The organism is Nonomuraea glycinis, assembly GCF_035920485.1.
In the GTDB taxonomy this organism is placed as follows: Bacteria; Actinomycetota; Actinomycetes; order Streptosporangiales; family Streptosporangiaceae; genus Nonomuraea; species Nonomuraea glycinis.
Window position 1 is genome coordinate 5,383,162 of the sequence record NZ_CP109166.1, and the last position, 18,277, is coordinate 5,401,438.

Below are 18,277 nucleotides of genomic sequence, written 5' to 3' on the forward strand. Positions count from 1 at the left end.
CGGTGCTGGTCCTGGCCTGCGATAGGTCGTACAGGATCGGGGAGCTCGGTACGAGGGCGAAGGCTCGTACAGGGTGGGAGGGCTCGTACAGGGTGGGAGGGGTTGGGGGCTGATCTGTAGGGGCTAGGTCTTTTGGAGGGTGGGCTCGTGGAGGGTGCCGTCGGTGAGCTCCAGGACTCGGTCCGCGAGGGTGATGAGGTTGGGGTCGTGGGTGGCGACCAGGGCGGTGACGCCCTCGCTGTGGACCAGGGCGCGCAGCAGTTGCATGATCTGGCGACCGGTCTGTGAGTCGAGTTGCCCGGTCGGCTCGTCGGCGATGAGCAGGCGGGGGCGGTTGGCGAGCGCGCGGGCGATGGCGACGCGCTGCCGCTGGCCGCCGGACAGCTCGTAGGGACGCTGGTTCACGTGCTGCTCCAGGCCGACGAGGGAGAGGAGCATGCGCACGCGTTCGTCTCGTTCCCGTGCGGGTGTGCGCGCCAGTCGCATGGGGACGCCGACGTTCTCGGCCGCCGACAGTACCGGGATGAGCCCGAACGACTGGAACACGAACCCCACCACGTCGCGCCGCAGCGCCAGCAGGTCGTTCTCCGCCAGCGCGGTCACCTCGTGCCCGGCCACGAGCACACGCCCCGCGTCGGGCCGGTCCAGGCCGCCGATCTGGTTGAGCAGGGTGGTCTTGCCCGAGCCGGACCGTCCCCGGATGGCGATCAGCTCTCCGGGGAACGCCTCGAAGGACACTTCCCGCAGGGCGAGGACCTTTTTGGGGCCGCTGCGGTAGACCTTGCGCAGCCCTTCGGCGACGACCAAGGGCTCACTGCTCATCGGAGGGCTCCTCTCGGGCCGGCCATACGCCGATATGGTCGGATTCCAGCTCAAGGCGTACGCGGCGTTCCATGGTGAGCGCGTTCATGAAGTCGCGGGGGAGCTGGAGCCGGCCGACGCGGTCGAGGACGGCGTACTCCTCGGCGACGATCTGCCCCGCCGCGTCCTCGTGCCTGAGCGTCTCGCTGCTGGTCCGCCCGTCACGGATGCCGACCGTGCGGTCGACCCGCTCCGAGACCAGCGGGTCGTGGGTGACGACGACGACGGTCACGCCCAGCTCCCGGTTGGCCTTGCGCAGCGCGTCGAACACCTCCTCCGACGTCTCGCTGTCGAGCTCGCCGGTCGGCTCGTCGGCGAGGATGAGCTGCGGCGCGTTCGCCAGCGCCACCGCGATGGCGACGCGCTGCTGTTCGCCGCCGGACATCTCGGGCGCTTTGCGGCCGGCGCAGTAGCCGACGCCGAGCAGCTCCAGCAGCTCCGCCGCCCGGCCCCGGCGGGCTCGACCGGCCAGTCTCATCGGCAGTTCGACGTTCTCCCGCGCCGACAGGTAGGGCAGCAGGTTGCGCGCGGTCTGCTGCCAGATGAAGCCGACCACCTCGCGCCGATACCGCAGCCGGTCCTTGGCGGTCATCGCGAGCAGGTCCATGCCTCCGACCTTGGCCAGCCCGGCGGTGGGGACGTCGAGCCCGGACAGCACGTTCAGCAGCGTCGACTTGCCCGAGCCGGACGCGCCGACGATGGCGAGCAGCTCACCCTTCTGGATGAGCAGGTCGAGGCCTTGCAAGGCGACCACTTCGACGCCCTCGGTCTTGTAGATGCGCACCAGGTTGTCGCAGACGATGTGCGCGTCGCCGCCGAAGGCGGCCTTGCGCTCACCGGCCCGCGCCTCCAGTTCGGACAGGGTCGGGTTCATGTGAGGTCCCCCACTCTGAGTACGGCGCCGAGGCTGCGGCGGCGGCTGATGGCGGTGTGCGCGTAGGCGCCGAGCACGGCGACGACCGCGAGCCCTCCGGCCAGCGCGGTAGGGGTGATCAGGTCGAGCTCGTAGTCGCCGACGGGCAGGCCGCCCGCGTAGGCGGACAGGTCGACGCCGGGTCCGAGCGCGGCCGGCAGGCCCAGGCCGAGCGCGAGGCCGGCCAGCGTGGTGACGAGGATCATCGGCAGGATCTCCAGTACGGTCAATCGCTCGGCCTGCCGGTCCGACAGGCCGAGCGTGCGCAGGAACGACAGCGCCCTGGCCCGGTCGGCGGCCCCGATCACCAGCGTGATGACGACCGCGATCAGCGCGTAGCCGGTCAGCGCGACCGTCACCACGAGCAGGGTGCCGCTCACCGTGCTGGTCAGCGGGTCGTGCTGGATGGCGGCCAGCACGCCGGCCCGGGACTCGACCCTGGCCTGCGGGACCGCCCGCGCCAGCGCAGCCTCCTGAGCGTCACCGCTGATCAGCAGTGTGTTGACCACCGGGCGCCGATCGACGTCGAACGGCACGACGATGAACTTGCCCTCGGTGAAGAAGCCCGGCAGCGTGGCGATCACCCCCTGCGTGGTGATCCGCAGCCGGGACCGCCAGCCGATCTCGAACGTGCCGCGCCCGCGGAGCTCCGGCGAGACCAGCGCCGGAATGCCGGCGGAGGCGGCGGGCACGGCGGGTACGGCGGGGGTGGCGGAGGCGGCGGGCGTGGCGGGCAGGACGATCGGCGTGCCGGCGAGCAGCTCCCGCCACCGCGCCAGGTCGACCGCGATGATCTGAGCCCGTTCGGGCGTGTGGCCGACCTGCACCGTGGCGGTCTGCGCGGGCACCACCCGGGTCACGCCGGGCACCTGCCGGACGCGCTCGACCGCGTCGGCGGGCAGCTCACGCTCCGATGTGATCTTGATGGGCGCTCCCACGCGCTGCCACGCCGCCAGCCGCTGGGTGCTGGAGACGCCGCTGGAGATCACCGACGCGAACACCGACACGGCCAGCGCCGGCAGCAGGATCAGCACCGGCAGCACGCTGAACGAGCGCGCCCTGGCGGCCCGGCTCAGCCCCAGGAAGGGGACGGCCGGTCGCATGCGCGCCGCCAGCCGTACGAAAAGACGAAGAGGGTACGGATAGCAGCGCATGGTGATCAGCGCGGCGGCGAGCGTGAGCGCGAGCGGCACCAGCAGCAGGAACGGGTCCTGCCCCTCCTGCGCCACCTGGGTGGTGAGCCCGCGCGTGCGCAGCAGGTACGCCCCGGCCAGCGCGAGGGCGATGACCAGCGCCTCCAGGGTGATCCGCCGGGCGGAGGGGCGGGCCGCCGCCACGTCGTCGCGCCGCTCGTGCAGCGGGGCCCGGTGGGTGACGGCGACCAGCGCGGCGGCGTACGCGACCGCGGTGCCGAGCACGACGACCGGCCCCAGGTGCACGATCGGCAGCGTTGGACCGGGGAAGAGGTGGGACAGCGCGTATCCGGCCAGCGCGCCGGACCCGGCCGCGAGTCCGGTCAGCCCGGCGGCGACCCCCACGACCTGCGGCAACGACCCGCCGCGCGCTCGGGTCATGGTGAGCCCGTGCTCCATCCGTTCGATCAGGAGCCGTACGGCCAGCACGATCACGCCGAGCGCGACCACCAGCAGCCCGCCGAGCACCAGGAACATGATGGTCTGCGCGGTGGCGAGCGCGGTCAGGAACCCGCCGAGCAGCGTCGGCAGCCCGGTCGCCAGCGTGCTCGCCTGGTAGATGCCGGGCTGCAGCCGCATCAGCCGCTCGAACTCGTCCACCGCGACGCTCAGTCCGGGTACGTCCAGCGCGTCGGCCGAGCGGTGGTCGATCGGCAGGACCCACTGGTAGGAGAGGTTGCGATCGTCGCCGGAGAGCCTGGTCAGGGCCGCATCGGGGATCAGCGCGGTGGTGTAGCGCTCCAGGTCGAGTTTGCCCGTCGGCTGCACCTGGCGGACGTTCAGGACGTCGCCGTGGTGGCTCCAGAAGCGGTCGGTGGCGTCCTTGGCACGGAAAATGCCGACGATCTTGACGGCGGCGAAGTCGCTCTCACCGAGGATCCTCGTCTCGCCGAGGCCGAGCCCCATCCTGTCCCGGGCCTCGCCCACGACGCCGACCTCGAAGAGCGGGATGGTCGTCCCGCGCCAGCGCGTCTGGCTCACCCCGCGCGGCGCCCTGCCCTCGACCCAGGTGACGCGCCGGTCGCCGTCGGACAGCCAGCCGAGGTTGACGAACATCAGCCCGCCCGAGTCGTACACCGGGGTGTCGTAGGTCTTGGCGCTGGCGTGGCCGGTCGGTGCGAGCAGGCCGTCGAGCGGGGCGGGCACGAGCGTGCGCAGCCGCCTGCCCTGGGCCTCGAAAAGGGCCGGCTCGCGCAGGTCCTGGTCGCCGCCGTTCGACCTCAAGGCCACGGTCAGGTCCGTGCGTTGTGCGGGGGCGCCGGCCAGTGACTCGCGGAGTGCCTGGTCGAAGGCCGCTTGCATGACTCTGGGCAGGCCCGACACGAGCAGGCATGCGCTCAGCGTGAGCAGGAGCAGGACGGCCACCGCGCCGAGATGCACCCGGGCGAGCAACAGAAGCCTCACGGGGCCGCTCCCTTCCGCGGCCCCTGTCCGCGCAGGCTGCGCGCCAGCCCCGCGACGATGCCGAACAGCACGGCGGTGACCAGCGCCAGCATGGCCGCCGTCGCCGGCCACGGGATGTCGAGCAGCACGCCGGGGGTGACGGCCGACGCCTGCCCGGTCAGCACGATGTGCGGGACCACGAGGGCGCCCACGACGGCGGCGAGCGCGGTGCCCGCGACCAGGGACAGGCCGATGACGAACGCCTGCTCGATCGCGAGCAGCCCGAACATCTGCCCGAAGCCGACGCCGAGCGCGCGCAGCAGCGTGAACTCGGCCATCCGCTCGCGGGCCGCCACGGCGGCGTTGACGAGGAAGCCGAGGACGGCGAAGAACAGCGCGGCCGCGAAGCCGAGGATGAGCGCGCCCTGCAGGCCGCTCGCCAGCGGGTCGTCGCGCAGCTCGGTGGCGAGCCGGCGCTGGTCGACCGTGGTGACGTCCCATTCCGGACTGCGCTTGAGCGCCTCCTGGGCCGGGCCGGTGTCGCCGCCGTCGGCGGCGAGCCACCATTCGGTGGCGTGCCTGGGCGACTGGCCCGCCACCTGCCCGTGGGCCTGCAGCGTGGCCCAGTCGACGAGGACGGCGGGCCGGCCGGGCTCCGTGGTGGGCAACTGCTCGACGACCCCGGCCACCTTGACGTCGATCACCCGGCGGTCGAGGCTGAGCTGCCCGGTCTGACCGGCCGCGAGCTTGTTCGCGGCGGCGAGGTCCGCGGTCAGCACCACCGGCAGGGGACCGGGCTCAGGGAGCGGGGCGAAGGCGGCCACCACCGGATGGGCGCCCTGCGCCCGGATCGTCACCTCGGGAGCGCCGAGGTCACGGCCGTCGGCGCTCAGGCGCGTCAGCCGTACGCTCGCCGTCCCTTCCTCCGGCGGGGTCGCGACGAAGCCGCGAACCGACAGCGGGTAGGTGATCTTCCCGCTCCGGCCCGCCAGCGCCCTGAGGTCCACGCCGAGCCGGTCCTGATCGGCCACGGTCAGCGGCAGCTCGCGCCAGACGCCGAGCGCGTCGGAGAGCTGCACGCGCAGCGGCAGCTCACGGTCCGCGTGCGCCTCCACCGTGAGCAGGGCGGGCTCGCCGGGCAGCGTCAGCGCGCCGGTGTCGGTACGGCCCGCGCCGAGCTCGCGGGCCATCTCGCCCACGGACCGCGCCGACAGGTCGGGGCGGAGCTGGAGGAGCCGCGTCAGCCGGTCGGCGTCCAGGCTGAGCAGGGTGGCGGTCTCGCCGCCGACGTCGGCCTGCCCCCGGAAGGCGGGCGAGGCGGTCGTGACGCCCGGCAGCGCGGCGAAGGCGCTGCCCCGGCCGAACGTGCCCAGCTCCGGCCCATCAGGTGGACCGGACAGCCGCAGGTCCGCGCCCGCCTGATGGCGGGCCTGGTCGAGCTGGGAGGTGCGCCAGGTGGCGGCCGTCGCCATGGACACGATGCCGATCGCGATCGCCATGGTCAGCAGCAGCGCGGGACCGGCGTACCTGAGCGGGCGCCTGCTCACCTGCCACGCGCCGAGCGCGGGGGCCAGGCTCGGCCGCCTGGCGGTGAGCCGCTCGGCCAGCCTGGCGGCGCGCGGGACCAGCCGCAGGCCCAGCATGCCGCCGGTGAGCAGCGCCAGCGCGGGGCCGGAGACGATGAGCGGGTCGATGCCGAGGGTGCCGCCCGCGGTGCCGGTGACGGGCGCCCCGTAGTGCTGCAGCTGCCAGATGGCCAGCGCCGCCACCACCAGCAGCGCCAGGTCCGCGCCCGCCCGCTCCATCAGGCCGCGCCCGCCGCCGCGCCCGCGCGAGGTCTGCTCCTCGACATAGGTACGGCGCGCACCGGCCAGGGCGGGAAGCACGAGCAGCACGGCCGCGGCCAGCGCCACCGCGACCGAGACCAGGAACGTGCCCAGATCCGCCGCCGGCGCGAGCCGTACCCCGGCGGCCTCGATCCACGGCAGCGCGTTGACCAGGCCGAGCAGCGGCGGCGCGAGCAACGGCGCGGCGAGCGCGCACGGGACGGCCACCAGCAGCGCCTCACCGCCCGCCAGCGTGGCCAGCCGCAGTGTGCCCGCGCCGCGCGAGCGCAGCAGCGCGACCTCCATCCGCCGGTGGTCGGCGAGCAGCCGGGCGGTGAGCATGAGCGCGTACGTCGCCAGCAGCAGAAGCTGCAGCACCGGGATCAGCATGGTCGAGCGGGCCACCAGGGAGGCGGTGTCGAGCTGGGTGAGCATGTCCGGCAGCCGGGTGACGGCGGTGCAGGTGGGGCAGCCGTTCGCCTTGAGCGTCCCGGGCAGCTCGGCGACCCTGGCGGCCAGCGGGCGCAGCCCTTCGGGCGTCAGCGTCCGCAGATCGGGCACGGCGGTCCAGGTGGTGCTGACGTTGGTGGCGAAGCGGGCCAGGAACGTCTCCCGCGCCACCGTGAGCGGGCCGTACGTGGTGAACTCGCCTGTTTCGACGCCCCGGCTGAGCAGCGGCTCGCCGGCCCACCGGTCGCCGAACGGGTCGTCGAGCTGGAAGACGCCGGTGATGCGGACCTTGACCGGCTCGCTGTCGAGGCGGCTTTCGACGGTGAGCTCCCGGCCGGCCTCGAACCCGGCCGCCGACGCCGCCGACAGGGAGATCGCGGCCTCGACCGTGCCGTCCTGGCCCGTGGTGGGGCGCGGCCAGGCGCCGGAGACCAGCTTGGCGTGCTCGGCGAGGCCGTCGTGGCCGGCGAACCTGAGCAGCTCGGGCACCTTGCGGCGCTCCTGGCCGGGCATCACGTAGGAGTCGGAGCGGAAGCTCGTGGAGATGTCGGCGGTGGCGCCGGTGAAGGCCGCGGCCACTTGGGATCGTACGGCCCGGTCGCGTTCCTGGAAGGTCTCGGCGGTCACCGGCGCGCCGATGGTGACGGCCACCTGGCGCAGCGGCGCGGTCTCCATCGTCCGGCGGACCCCGGCCTCGGCGATGGAGGAGGCGTACATCGTCAGCGCGACGAGGGTGGTGGTGGCGAGCAGGATCGAGCCGAGCGCCGCCAGCAGGAGCAACGGCTCGCTGAACGCCCGCTTGACGACCAACGGCCCCCGCATGCGATCCCCTTCACCCCGATAGGGGAACCCTCAGGGAGGGAGGCCGGGGAGGGCAAGGAGATCGTTCAACGGTGACGCAGCCGATACGCTGCGGCGATGCGCATGTGATATCGAAACTGTGACAAAGTTACGAAGTCCGGACAACAGAAAACGCCGCACCCCGGATGGGGAGTGCGGCGCTCCGATGAGCGGGCCTACTTGGCGGCGAGCGCCGAGGCCTGCTTGGCGATCGCCGACTTGCGGTTGGCGGCCTGGTTCTTGTGGATGACGCCCTTGCTGACGGCCTTGTCGAGCTCACGGGAAGCGACGCGCTGCAGCGTCACGGCCTGCTCAAGGTCGCCCTGCTCGGCAGCCTCGCGGAACTTGCGGACAGCGGTCTTCAGCGAAGACTTGACATGCTTGTTGCGCAGACGGGCCTTCTCGTTCTGCCTGTTGCGCTTGATCTGGGACTTGATGTTCGCCACGAAGAAGCCTCGGTGAAAGTCTGGGTGATGGATGGGCGCGCGGGCTCGATGAGAGGGCGCGCCACACGCAAGTGAACAGAGTACCAATAACCCAGGAGGCTGCTCAAATCAACGCCCGGGGTCGTGGCCTTTCAGGATAGCCACTGCGCCGAGTATTCCTGCCAATCCTGCTCGGTCGCGGCGAAGTCCACATAGAGCGCCAGGCCGAACCGCTCGCGCCTGCCGTGGTCCGACAGGGCCAGCTTGGCGCCCTGCGCGGCCAGGGCGACGCTCTCGGCGGCGTCGCTCCAGGAGATGCCGTGGTCATGGTAGGCCGGGGCGCCGATGAAGACGCTCTTGGTCTCCGGGACCAGGTCGAGGGCCAGTGCCGCCTGCCGTACGACGTGGCCGCCGTACAGGCTCTGCAGGGGCATGCCGGAGTCGTAGGACATGACGGCCACCTGGTCGACGCGGTCGACGACCTGCTTGAAGTAGCCCTGGGACCAGTATTTGTCGTGGTCGAGCGTGGCTCTGGCGGCCACGCGCATCAGGAGGTACGGCTCGATCTGCGGGGTCGAGGTGGACAGCAGCCTCGTGTGCTGCCTGGTCCGGTCGAGCAGGTCGAGGAAGTCGGTGTCGCCGTCGTCCAGGGGCTCGAAGTTGTAGTGGATGCCGTCGTAGCCGGTCTTCATGATGGCGGCCACGCCGTTCAGGATGTTCTGGCGGGCTTTCGGGTCGGCCATGTTCAGGCGTCCCTGGTCCACTTTCTGGCCGAGCCAGGCGGAGACGCGGATGCCGGGTAGTTGTTTCTTCACCCATTGGACGAAATTTCCGGCGTTGGGGTATTTAGCCGGATCTAGGCGGCCGTCCATGGCGAACGGGCCGGAGTGGACGTACAGGTCCTTGATGCCGGTGGCGCGGAGCCGGGTCGCGAGGCGTGCCACATCCTGCTCGGTGCGGCGGCCGTCGACCCACATGTGACCCAGCCACAGGGCGTCATTGCCGGTGCTCTTCGCCCAGCCCTCCGGCGCGCCGGTAAACTGAAGGCGGAACGCGCCGGCGATGACGACGACCAGCGCGACCAGGACGGCCAAGGCAAGCGCGAGCACGCGCAGGCCACGGCGGATGACGGTTCGGGCAATCACCCGGGCATGTCACCATGAAAGACTGCTCGACCTCAACCCTGTCGAAATGGACTTCGGTGCGCACTCAGCCTGGCCAGACCGACCCCGCGTTGATCCGCAACTTCTGCATCATCGCGCACATCGACCACGGCAAGTCGACCCTTGCCGACCGGATGCTGCAGATCACCGGGGTGGTGGACGACCGCTCCATGCGCGCCCAGTATCTCGACAGGATGGACATCGAGCGCGAGCGCGGCATCACGATCAAGTCGCAGGCCGTGCGGCTGCCCTGGGACGGGCACGTGCTCAACATGATCGACACTCCGGGCCACGTCGACTTCACCTACGAGGTGTCCCGCTCGCTGCAGGCGTGCGAGGGCGCGATCCTGCTGGTCGACGCGGCCCAGGGCATCGAGGCGCAGACGCTGGCCAACCTCTACCTGGCGATGAACAACGACCTGCACATCATCCCGGTGCTCAACAAGATCGACCTGCCGGCGGCGCAGCCGGAGAAGTTCGCCGAGGAGCTGGCCGGCCTGATCGGCTGCGACCCCTCCGACGTGCTGCGGGTGTCGGGCAAGACCGGCGTGGGGGTGCGGGAGCTGCTCGACCACGTGGTCCAGACGGTCCCCTCGCCCGTCGGCGACGCCGACGCGCCCGCCCGCGCGCTGATCTTCGACTCCGTGTACGACACCTACCGGGGCGTGGTGACCTACCTGCGGGTGATCGACGGCCATCTGGGCAAGCGCGAGCGCATCCTCATGATGTCCACCAAGGCCGCCCACGAGACGCTCGAGATCGGCGTCATCTCGCCCGAGCCCAAGCCGTCCGACCTGGGACTGGGCGTCGGCGAGGTCGGCTACCTGATCAGCGGCGTCAAGGACGTGCGCCAGTCGCGGGTCGGTGACACCGTGACCACGGTCGTCAAGCCCGCCGAGGAGATGCTGGCCGGCTACGACCACCCCCGCCCCATGGTGTTCTCCGGCCTCTATCCGATCGACGGCGACCAGTATCCCGAGCTGCGCGAGGCGCTCGACAAGCTCCAGCTCAACGACGCCTCCCTCATCTACGAGCCGGAGACCTCGGCGGCGCTCGGGTTCGGCTTCCGCGTCGGCTTCCTGGGCCTGCTGCACATGGAGATCATCCGTGAGCGGCTGGAGCGGGAGTTCGGCCTGACGCTGATCTCCACCGCGCCCAACGTCGTCTACCGGGTGATCATGGAGGACGGCAGCGAGCTGACCGTCACCAACCCGTCGGAGTTCCCCACCGGCGGCAAGATCGCGCAGGTCTTCGAGCCGGTCACCAAGTCGACGATCCTGGCTCCGGCCGAGTTCATCGGCGTGATCATGGAGATCTGCCAGGGGCGGCGCGGCCAGCTCCTCGGCATGGACTACCTGTCGGAGGACCGCGTCGAGATCCGCTACACGCTGCCCCTCGGCGAGATCATCTTCGATTTCTTCGACCAGCTCAAGTCCCGCACCCGCGGCTACGCCTCGCTGGACTACGAGCCGGCCGGGGAGCAGGAGTCCGAGCTGGTCAAGGTGGACATCCTGCTGCAGGGCGAGGCGGTCGACGCCTTCAGCGCCATCGTGCACAAGGACAAGGCCTACGCCTATGGCGTGGACATGGCCAAGAAGCTGCGCGAGCTGATCCCCAGGCAGCAGTTCGAGGTGCCGATCCAGGCCGCGATCGGCGCCCGCGTCATCGCCCGTGAGAACATCCGCGCCATCCGCAAGGACGTCCTGGCCAAGTGCTACGGCGGTGACATCTCCCGTAAGCGCAAGCTGCTGGAGAAGCAGAAGGAAGGCAAGAAGCGGATGAAGATGGTCGGCCGCGTCGAGGTGCCCCAGGAGGCCTTCGTCGCCGCCCTGTCGACCGACTCCAGCGCCGACAAGTCCAAGAAGTAGCCGCCCAGGACCGCGGTCCCCGCTCAGGACCGCGAGCGGGGACCGCGGGAGCCGCTCAGGACTGCGAGCGGGCGGGTCTTCCTACCTGGCCCTGGGTGGCCGGGCGCGCAGCACGTAGGCGATGAGCACGGCGGCTCCTGTGAGCGCCTGGGCGGCCAGCAGGGCGGTGAGGTCGGCAGGTGGCGCCGTCAGGGCCACGAAGGCGGGCAGGCAGCCGAGCAGCGCCAGATCGACCCCGGTGAACGCCCAGAGCATCGGCCCGGTCGGGATGGCGCCGCCCGGCGTGTCGATGACCGGCATCGAATGGTCGACCGGCGCCCTCCTGGCCATCCGCAGGGCCGCCACCGCCAGCGCGGGCGCCACCAACGGCCCGAACAGCCACAACGCGCCCACACCGCCAGGTTCGGTGGCCGTCAGCGCAGCCGCAGTCCACCCACTGTCGGGTTCGGTGGCTGCCAGTGCCGCCGTGATCCACCCTCCGGGGTCGGCGGCTGTCAGCGCCGCGGCGATCCACCCGCCGCTGAGCAGCGCGGGCAGTAGGGCCCGTGCCAGCAGGGCCTGTCGCGTTCCCACACCGAGCAGCCGGGCCAGCGCTGGGTTGTCCTGGTCCCTGCGGGCTCCGGAAACGCCGGTGGCGGCCACGGCCAGCCCGCCGGCCAGCACGCTCACTCCCACCAGCGCGCCGCCCCCGCCCGCCTGCGCGAGCACGGCGGGCAGCGCGGCCGAGGCCGCCACCACCGCCAGCCGCCCCGGGCGGCGCACGAGCCGGAGCCAGTCCGGCCACGCCATGGCGAGCGGCGCGGGCATCGACGGCCAGCGCGCCGAGCGCAGCTTGCGGCCCCGCCAGTGGTTGTCCTCGGCGATCCAGGCCAGCGCGCCGGGATCCAGTACCACCGCCGCCGTCGCCACCTGCCCGGCCCTCGTGGAGGCGGCCAGCAGGGGCCCGGCGGGCATCCGGCCGAGCATCACCCACGCACGCCGTACCAGAAGAGCAGCGAACAGCGCGGCGCCCGCGGCGGCGGCGGCCACCGCCGTCACAGGCGCGCCCGCCATGGCGGCGAGCGGCGCCCGCACCGGCCCGAACGCCGCGACCACGGCCACGACCAGCAGCACCGCCAGCGCCACCGACAGCCACGCGTGCCAGGTCTGGGACGCCTGGCCGAGCACGGCCAGCGCCATCCCTCCCGCACTCGCGGACAACCCCAGCACCATCGCGCCGACGAGCCGCCAGACGAGCTGGTCGGGCGCACCCAGTACGGCGATCAGGCCCAGCCCCAGCAGGCCCCCCGCCACCAGCGCGACCATCGCCAGCGCCCGCGCGGAGCGGCTCAGCACGGCTCGCCGATCCAGCGGCGTCAGCACCAGCCACGCCGCGTCGGCCGCGGGCAGCGTCACTGGCCCCAAGGCCCGCGCCGCGGCCAGGCCCACCGTCAGCGACAGCGCCAGCAGAGCCAGCCCTGGCCCCAGCCGGGCAAGGTCCGCCTGCCCGGCCAGCCCCTCCACCGCCTCCCCAACAGGCCGGCCCAGCACCGCCACCAGCAGAGCCAGCATGAACCCGGAGGTGTAGCGGTCGCTCAGGCGGGCGGAAGTACGACGCCGCGACCGTACGAACGCCCGCACCTCCCGCACGGAGCCGGGAGCGTCGGCGCTCACGTGAATCCCTTCACGGTGCCCGGGGTGTCGGCGTTCACCTGGATCCCTTCGCGTGGTGCTGGGAGTGTTGGCGTCCACGTGGTTCCTTCGCGGTGCCGGGGGTGTCGGCTTTACGTGGTTTCTTTCGCGGTGCGGGGGGTGTTGGCGTCACGTGGTTTCTTTCGTGGTGCTGCGAGTTTCGGTGCTCAGGTGGTTTCCTTCGTGAGTGCCGGGGGTTGTGCGTGCTGTCATGCGGTCACCTGGCCGCTGGTCGGGGAGACCTGGCGGCCGCGCGCGGCGAGTGCCGGGTCGTGGGTGGCCATGACGACGGTGCCGCCCTCGGCGGTGTACTCATCCAGCAGTACGGCCAGTCGCTCACGGAAGCCGGAGTCCAGGCCGCGTTCCGGCTCGTCGAGCAGCAGGAGCTCGCTGGGCCGCAGCAGCGCGGCGGCCAGGAGGAGACGCTGGCGCTGGCCCGTGGACAGGTTCAGTGGCGGCGCGTCGGCGCGTACGGCCAGGTCGAACAGCTCCAGCGCGGCGTCCACGGTGAGGCGGGGGCCGGCGTGCACCGTGTGCGTCAGCTCCAGGTGCTCGCGGGTCGTGAGCCCCGGGTACCAGGCCGGCTCCTCACCTACCAGCGTCGTCCGCCGCCAGAAGGCCGGTTCGTCGACCGGCGGCGCGCCGAACACCTCCACCGTGCCGCCGGTGGCGGGCAGGAGCCCGGCCAGGCAGCGGAGGAGGGTCGACTTGCCGGATCCGTTGGGGCCGACGACGGCGACCAGCTCCGCGGGGGCGACGGTCAGGTCCATGTCGCGCAGCACCGGGTTGCCGCCGAGCTCCACGGACAGGCCGCTGACCCGGATGGTCATCTCGCACATGTCCCGAGCCTAGCCACCTCTCCGGGGCGACCGGGATCGCCGCCTGCGTCGGGGATTCTGTCGGTGGCGGCGGCTAGCTTTGTACCCGAACACCTGTGCGACTGGAGGGTGACATGATTGCTGCTGAGCGGTTCGAGCGTGCTGCTGTTCTGGGTGTCGCCGTGGCGGAGGAGGCGCGGCGGCTGATCCGGCTGCATCTGATGCCCGCCGAGGTGGGGGAGGACGGCAAGGTCGTGGTGGACGTCCCGATGCCCGACGCCGCCGTGGTGACGGCCCTGCTCGACGTGGCGGCGGACTGTTTCGGCGAGCGGGGAGAGTCGGTCGAGGAGATGCGCCAGGCGGCCCTGGAGACGCTGTTACAACTGGCCGACTTCGACACCGACTCCCGGCTCAACGCCACGCCCCCGTAGGGGCTGTGGCCGGGCCTCACGCGGACACGAGCGCGTACGTGTCCGCGCGAAGCAGCCTCCGGCTCTCAGTGCGAGTGGTTCATCCCAGGATCGGGTGGCTCTCGGTGGGAGTGGCTCGACCCCGAGGTCGGGTGGTTCGCCGCGGAGGTCCGGCTCATCTCAGGATCGAGTGGAGGGCCGAGGTCAGGGAGGCTCGGGAGTCGTCCTGGTCGATGGACCACATCATGGCGCCGCCCAAGCCCTTGAGCCGGATGTACGCCGCCTTCTGCACCAGCACCGCCGGGTCGTCATAGGACCAGAACTCGTTGCCGTCGTACAACCACAGGGTGCCGGTGCGCAGGTCGCGGTGGCGCTTGCCGGGCTTGGTCACCAGGTCCTTGTAGTCCTCGGTGCCCGCTGCCCACTTGCCGGGGGCGGGGCCGGTGGCCGGCTTGTACAGGCCGTTGCCGCCGCCCGTGACGCCGGTCCAGCCCTGCCCGTACGCCGGGACGCCGATGACGAGTTTGCGGGCCGGCGCGCCGCGCTCGCGGTAGTCGCGGACGGTCTGGTCGACGCTGTAGCGGACCTCGTTGGGGTCGTGGCGGTCGGTGAGCAGGTTGCCGTTGTGCCCGGTCCGGGTCTCCCAGCTGCCTCGCAGGTCGTAGCCCTGGATGGTGGCGAAGTCGAGCTGCTGGAAGACGCGCCGCACCTCGAAGCCAGAGTCGATCTTGGCAGCGGCGGCGGGGAGGAAGGCGGTGAGCTCAGCCCGGGAGGAGAACGCCTTGAGCTGTGCGCGGAGTTCTTCGACGAAGAGGGTGAAGTTCCGCTTGTCCTCCGGCCGGATGATGTTGCCGTCGGCGCCGGCCGAGCCTGGCCACTCCCAGTCCAGGTCGATGCCGTCGAACACGCCCGCGCCCGCGCCGGGTGCGAGGCCCGGGAGGTTGCCGCGCAGCCACAGGTCGACGCAGGACCGGGCGAGTTCGGCGCGGGATGCGGGGGTGAGCACGGCGTCGGAGAAGTACTTCGAGCCGGTCCAGCCGCCGAGCGAGATGAGGGTCCTGAGGCCGGGGTGCTTGGCCTTGAGCTTGCGCAGCTGGTTGAGGTTGCCGTTGAGCGCCTGGCCGGGCTCGTCGGCCACGCCGTCCACGCTCTGCTCGGCCGGGACGGGCCGCTGCCAGTCGGCCCACGGGTCGGCCGAGTAGCAGGCGCCTTCCGGGTTGACGAAGCCGAAGGCGTAGTTGACGTGGGTGAGCTTGGCGGCGGCGCCGCTGGTGTCCATGTCCTTGACGTGGTAGTCGCGCCCGTAGACGCCCCACTGGATGAAGTAGGCGACCCGCTTGAAGCGGTCGTGCGTGCCTGTCTCCGCCTGGACGGGCAGCGGGACCGCCGTGAGGCCGAGTAACAGGGAGAGGGCGATGAGGATCTTCTTCACGGGGGGCGCCTCCCGGAGCGTGCACTTATAGGAAACTTTCCTATAAGTTGCCCCGGATCGTAGAGCCACGGGATCGGGCAGTCAATGGCAGCGGGCACACTGGTAGACGTGCCCTCCACGTTGCCTGACGGCGATCCCGCGCCCGCCTCCGGCGAGCTGCCCGACAGCGCCCTGCCCGGACTCGGTGAGCGGCCGTTCGGCTTCTACGTGCACGTCCCGTTCTGCGTGACACGCTGCGGCTACTGCGACTTCAACACCTACACCGCCACCGAGCTCGGCCCCGGCGCCTCCCAGCGCGACTACGCCGACACCGCCATCGAGGAGGTACGGCTGGCCCGCCGGGTCCTCGGCGAGGTGGATCTTCCGGTCGAGACGGTGTTCTTCGGTGGCGGCACCCCCACGCTGCTGCCGGCCGAGGACCTGTCCAGAATTCTGGCGGCCATCGACGCGGAGTTCGGGCTCAAGGCCGGCGCGGAGGTGACGACGGAGGCGAACCCCGAGTCCGTCGACCAGCGCTACCTGGACGAACTCCGCGAGGGCGGCTTCAACCGGGTCAGCTTCGGCATGCAGAGCGCCCGCGAGCACGTGCTCAAGGTGCTCGACCGGCAGCACACGCCGGGCCGGGCCGGGCAGGCCGTGCTGGAGGCACGCAAGGCCGGGTTCGAGCACGTCAACCTGGACCTGATCTACAGCACGCCGGGGGAGTCCGACGACGACTGGCGCGCCTCGCTGGCGGCCGCCGTCGCCGCCGAGCCCGACCACGTCTCGGCCTACTCGCTGATCGTCGAGGAGGGCACCCGGCTGTCGGCCAGGATCCGCCGGGGCGAGCTGCCGATGCCCGACGACGACGTGGCCGCCGACCGCTACCTGATCGCCGACACGATGCTGGCCGAGGCCGGATTCCGCTGGTACGAAGTGTCCAACTGGGCCACCTCGGACGCCGCGCGGTGCCGCCACAACCTGCTCTACTGGACCGGCGGCGACTGGTGGGCCGTCGGCCCCGGCGCGCACAGCCACGTCGGCGGCACCCGCTGGTGGAACGTCAAACACCCCGCCCCGTACGCTCAGCGCCTGGCCGAGGGCGTCTCACCCGCCCACGCGCGCGAGGAGCTGACCGGGGAGGACCGCGCCACCGAGCGGCTGATGCTGGAGCTCAGGCTCGACACCGGCTACCCGCTCGCCGAGGTCGAGCCCCGAGCCCGGCCGCGCGTCGCCTCGGCCCTGGCGGACGGGCTGCTGGAGGTCGAGGCGTTCAAGGCGGGCCGGATGGTGCTCACCCTGCGCGGCCGGCTGCTGGCCGACGCGCTGGTGCGTGACCTGCTCAGCTGATCAGGCGGATGCTGAAGGGGTAGCGGAAGTTCTCGCCCCGGTTGGCGGAGACGGCGGCCTGAATCTGGAAGATCAGCGCTCCGATCCAGACGATCGGGAGCAGCACGATGCCGATGACCACGATCGTCAGGATGCCGCTGATCATGAGGGCGGCGAACACGGTGATCTGGAAGTTGAGCGCCTCGGCGGCCTGATCCCTGACGTAGGGGGACTCGTCCTTTTTGATGAGGTAGAGGATCAGCGGGCCGACCCACGAGACCAGCAGACCGAGCAGGTGGGCCAGCATGGCCATCGAGCTGTCGTCGCTGCCGGGACGGGGACCGTACCTTCCCGGCACGTACGGCTCCTGCCGCCCCTGCGCCGCGTAGCCGTACGGTGGATGCTGCTGTCCGGGCGGAGGCTGCTGCCCGTAGCCGTACGGCGGGGGCTGCTGCCCGAACCCGTACGACGGGGGCTGCTGTCCGTAGGGCGGGGGCGGCTGACCATAGCCGGATTGGGGTCCTTGGCCAGGCTGCGAGCCAGGTTGTACGCCATACGGCAGGCCGGACGGAGGAGGAGGGTACTGCGGCCCTGACGGTGATCCGAGCTCGGGGCCTTGCCCAGGCTGGGAGCCGTACTGCGGGCCGGACGGAGGAGGGAACTGCGGCCCTGACGGTGATCCGGGCTCGGAGCCGTACTGCGGGCCGGACTGGGGGCGGAACTGTGGCCCCGACGGCGGTCCGGACCGGGAGCCGTCCGGCTGCGGGTCACGTGACCGGGGTCCGGACTGGGTGCCCGAGTCGGGCTGTGGGTCCGGTGGCTGGGCGCCGTGGACGTCGGCGGCGGAGACGCGGCGGGTCGCGTCGTCGTCCGGCGGTGGCTGCGGATCGTGGCTCATGGTGCCTCCGTAACGAAGTCGATCAGTTCCTCCACCCGGCCGAGCAGCTCGGGCTCCAGGTCGGCGAAGCTCGACACCGAGCCCAGTATGCGCCGCCACGCGTCGGCCGGCGCCATGCGCCAGCCCAGCGCGGCGATCACGCCTTCCTTCCACGGGACCCCGCGCGGCACGTCCGGCCAGGCCGGGATGCCGACAGAGGAAGGCTTGACCGCCTGCCAGATGTCGATGAACGGGTGACCGACCACGAGCACGTCCGGGGAGGTCACCCGGGCGGCGATACGGCTCTCCTTGGAGCCGGGCACCAGATGGTCGACCAGCACGCCGAGCCTGCGGCCCGGCTCGGGCGCGAACTCCTCGACGATCTCCGGCAGATCGTCCACGCCCTCCAGGTATTCGACCACGACGCCCTCCACCCGCAGGTCGTGGCCCCAGATCCGCTCCACCAGCGCGGCGTCGTGCACGCCTTCGACGTAGATGCGGCTCTGCCTGGCCACCCTGGCCCGCAGTCCCTCCACGGCGATCGAGCCGGAGGCGCTGCGCCGGTGGGTCTCCGCGGTGGCGGCCGCCGGCCGTACCAGCGTCACGATCTTGCCGTCCAGCAGGAACGCGGCCGGATCGAGCGGGAACAGGCGCCGCTTGCCGAAGCGGTCCTCCAGCGTGACCGCTTCCTTGTCGCAGGCGACCACCGCGCCGCAGAAGCCGCTGTCGGCGTCCTCCACGACCAGATCGCGCTCGGCCGGCACCTTCGGAATCTTGCCCCGGCCCGGACGCCGCCAATTTCCCCCGAGAACATCACCCTCGTACACACGGGGACCGTA

Annotated in this window: 14 protein-coding genes; 3 read left to right on the forward strand and 11 right to left on the reverse strand. The window is 71.7% G+C overall.

Annotation, left to right across the window (positions count from 1 at the left end):
- Positions 1-123 precede the first annotated feature (123 nt).
- The 6 genes from OHA68_RS25350 to OHA68_RS25375 all read right to left on the reverse strand — a co-directional run bounded on the left by OHA68_RS25350 (position 124) and on the right by OHA68_RS25375 (position 9,036).
- Entirely contained in the window at positions 124-822 is a 699-nt protein-coding gene (locus OHA68_RS25350; protein WP_327102461.1) for an ABC transporter ATP-binding protein, read from the reverse strand.
- Positions 812-1,735 carry an ABC transporter ATP-binding protein gene (locus OHA68_RS25355; protein WP_327102462.1) on the reverse strand — a complete coding sequence of 308 codons (924 nt, stop codon included), beginning with the start codon at positions 1,733-1,735 and terminating at the stop codon, positions 812-814. Before OHA68_RS25355 ends, OHA68_RS25350 begins: the two co-directional genes overlap by 11 nt.
- Positions 1,732-4,371, reverse strand: coding sequence for an FtsX-like permease family protein (locus OHA68_RS25360; protein ID WP_327102463.1), 2,640 nt, complete (start codon positions 4,369-4,371; stop codon positions 1,732-1,734). The genes OHA68_RS25355 and OHA68_RS25360 overlap by 4 nt, the downstream gene beginning before the upstream one ends.
- Positions 4,368-7,448, reverse strand: a complete 3,081-nt coding sequence (locus OHA68_RS25365) for an ABC transporter permease (protein WP_327102464.1) — start codon at positions 7,446-7,448, stop codon at positions 4,368-4,370. Before OHA68_RS25365 ends, OHA68_RS25360 begins: the two co-directional genes overlap by 4 nt.
- A 194-nt stretch (positions 7,449-7,642) precedes the next feature.
- Positions 7,643-7,912 carry a 30S ribosomal protein S20 gene (gene rpsT, locus OHA68_RS25370; RefSeq protein ID WP_189141707.1) on the reverse strand — a complete coding sequence of 90 codons (270 nt, stop codon included), beginning with the start codon at positions 7,910-7,912 and terminating at the stop codon, positions 7,643-7,645.
- Positions 7,913-8,043: 131 nt separating this feature from the next.
- Positions 8,044-9,036: a glycoside hydrolase family 18 protein gene (locus OHA68_RS25375; RefSeq protein WP_189141708.1), complete on the reverse strand. Its 993-nt coding sequence runs from the start codon at positions 9,034-9,036 to the stop codon at positions 8,044-8,046.
- A 14-nt stretch (positions 9,037-9,050) separates the two neighbouring features.
- Here OHA68_RS25375 and lepA point away from each other — a divergent pair, with 14 nt between their 5' ends.
- Complete coding sequence (gene lepA / locus OHA68_RS25380) at positions 9,051-10,922, forward strand: translation elongation factor 4 (protein WP_327102465.1); 1,872 nt, start codon at positions 9,051-9,053, stop codon at positions 10,920-10,922.
- Between the two features lie 81 nt (positions 10,923-11,003).
- Here lepA and OHA68_RS25385 read toward each other — a convergent pair whose 3' ends face one another.
- A complete protein-coding gene (locus OHA68_RS25385) occupies positions 11,004-12,575 on the reverse strand; it encodes a DUF6297 family protein (protein ID WP_327102466.1) in 1,572 nt (523 codons plus the stop codon).
- Positions 12,576-12,802: 227 nt separating this feature from the next.
- A complete protein-coding gene (locus tag OHA68_RS25390; RefSeq protein WP_327102467.1) occupies positions 12,803-13,432 on the reverse strand; it encodes an ABC transporter ATP-binding protein in 630 nt (209 codons plus the stop codon).
- 113 nt (positions 13,433-13,545) lie between these two features.
- Here OHA68_RS25390 and OHA68_RS25395 point away from each other — a divergent pair, with 113 nt between their 5' ends.
- Positions 13,546-13,842: a hypothetical protein gene (locus OHA68_RS25395; protein WP_189145025.1), complete on the forward strand. Its 297-nt coding sequence runs from the start codon at positions 13,546-13,548 to the stop codon at positions 13,840-13,842.
- Positions 13,843-13,996: 154 nt separating this feature from the next.
- On the opposite strand, the gene OHA68_RS25400 is transcribed toward OHA68_RS25395, so the two are convergent.
- Complete coding sequence (locus tag OHA68_RS25400; RefSeq protein WP_327102468.1) at positions 13,997-15,253, reverse strand: glycoside hydrolase family 18 protein; 1,257 nt, start codon at positions 15,251-15,253, stop codon at positions 13,997-13,999.
- A gap of 108 nt (positions 15,254-15,361) precedes the next feature.
- Here OHA68_RS25400 and hemW point away from each other — a divergent pair, with 108 nt between their 5' ends.
- Complete coding sequence (gene hemW, locus OHA68_RS25405; protein ID WP_189145027.1) at positions 15,362-16,582, forward strand: radical SAM family heme chaperone HemW; 1,221 nt, start codon at positions 15,362-15,364, stop codon at positions 16,580-16,582.
- Here the strand turns inward: hemW and OHA68_RS25410 are convergent.
- Together OHA68_RS25410 and OHA68_RS25415 are read right to left on the reverse strand one after the other, a co-directional pair.
- Positions 16,575-17,459, reverse strand: coding sequence for a DUF4870 domain-containing protein (locus OHA68_RS25410; protein ID WP_327102469.1), 885 nt, complete (start codon positions 17,457-17,459; stop codon positions 16,575-16,577). The two genes, hemW and OHA68_RS25410, sit on opposite strands and share 8 nt — an antisense overlap.
- Positions 17,456-18,265, reverse strand: coding sequence for a DUF3097 domain-containing protein (locus tag OHA68_RS25415; RefSeq protein WP_189145029.1), 810 nt, complete (start codon positions 18,263-18,265; stop codon positions 17,456-17,458). Before OHA68_RS25415 ends, OHA68_RS25410 begins: the two co-directional genes overlap by 4 nt.
- Positions 18,266-18,277: the final 12 nt, after the last annotated feature.

Bases quoted from the DNA above. Each gene is read 5' to 3' on its own strand.
- OHA68_RS25350 (WP_327102461.1), bottom strand. From the start codon at position 822: ATGAGCAGTGAGCCCTTGGTCGTCGCCGAAGGGCTGCGCAAGGTCTAC.
- OHA68_RS25355 (WP_327102462.1), bottom strand. From the start codon at position 1,735: ATGAACCCGACCCTGTCCGAACTGGAGGCGCGGGCCGGTGAGCGCAAG.
- OHA68_RS25365 (WP_327102464.1), bottom strand. From the start codon at position 7,448: ATGCGGGGGCCGTTGGTCGTCAAGCGGGCGTTCAGCGAGCCGTTGCTC.
- lepA (WP_327102465.1), top strand. From the start codon at position 9,051: ATGAAAGACTGCTCGACCTCAACCCTGTCGAAATGGACTTCGGTGCGC.
- OHA68_RS25390 (WP_327102467.1), bottom strand. From the start codon at position 13,432: ATGTGCGAGATGACCATCCGGGTCAGCGGCCTGTCCGTGGAGCTCGGC.
- OHA68_RS25395 (WP_189145025.1), top strand. From the start codon at position 13,546: ATGATTGCTGCTGAGCGGTTCGAGCGTGCTGCTGTTCTGGGTGTCGCC.
- OHA68_RS25410 (WP_327102469.1), bottom strand. From the start codon at position 17,459: ATGAGCCACGATCCGCAGCCACCGCCGGACGACGACGCGACCCGCCGC.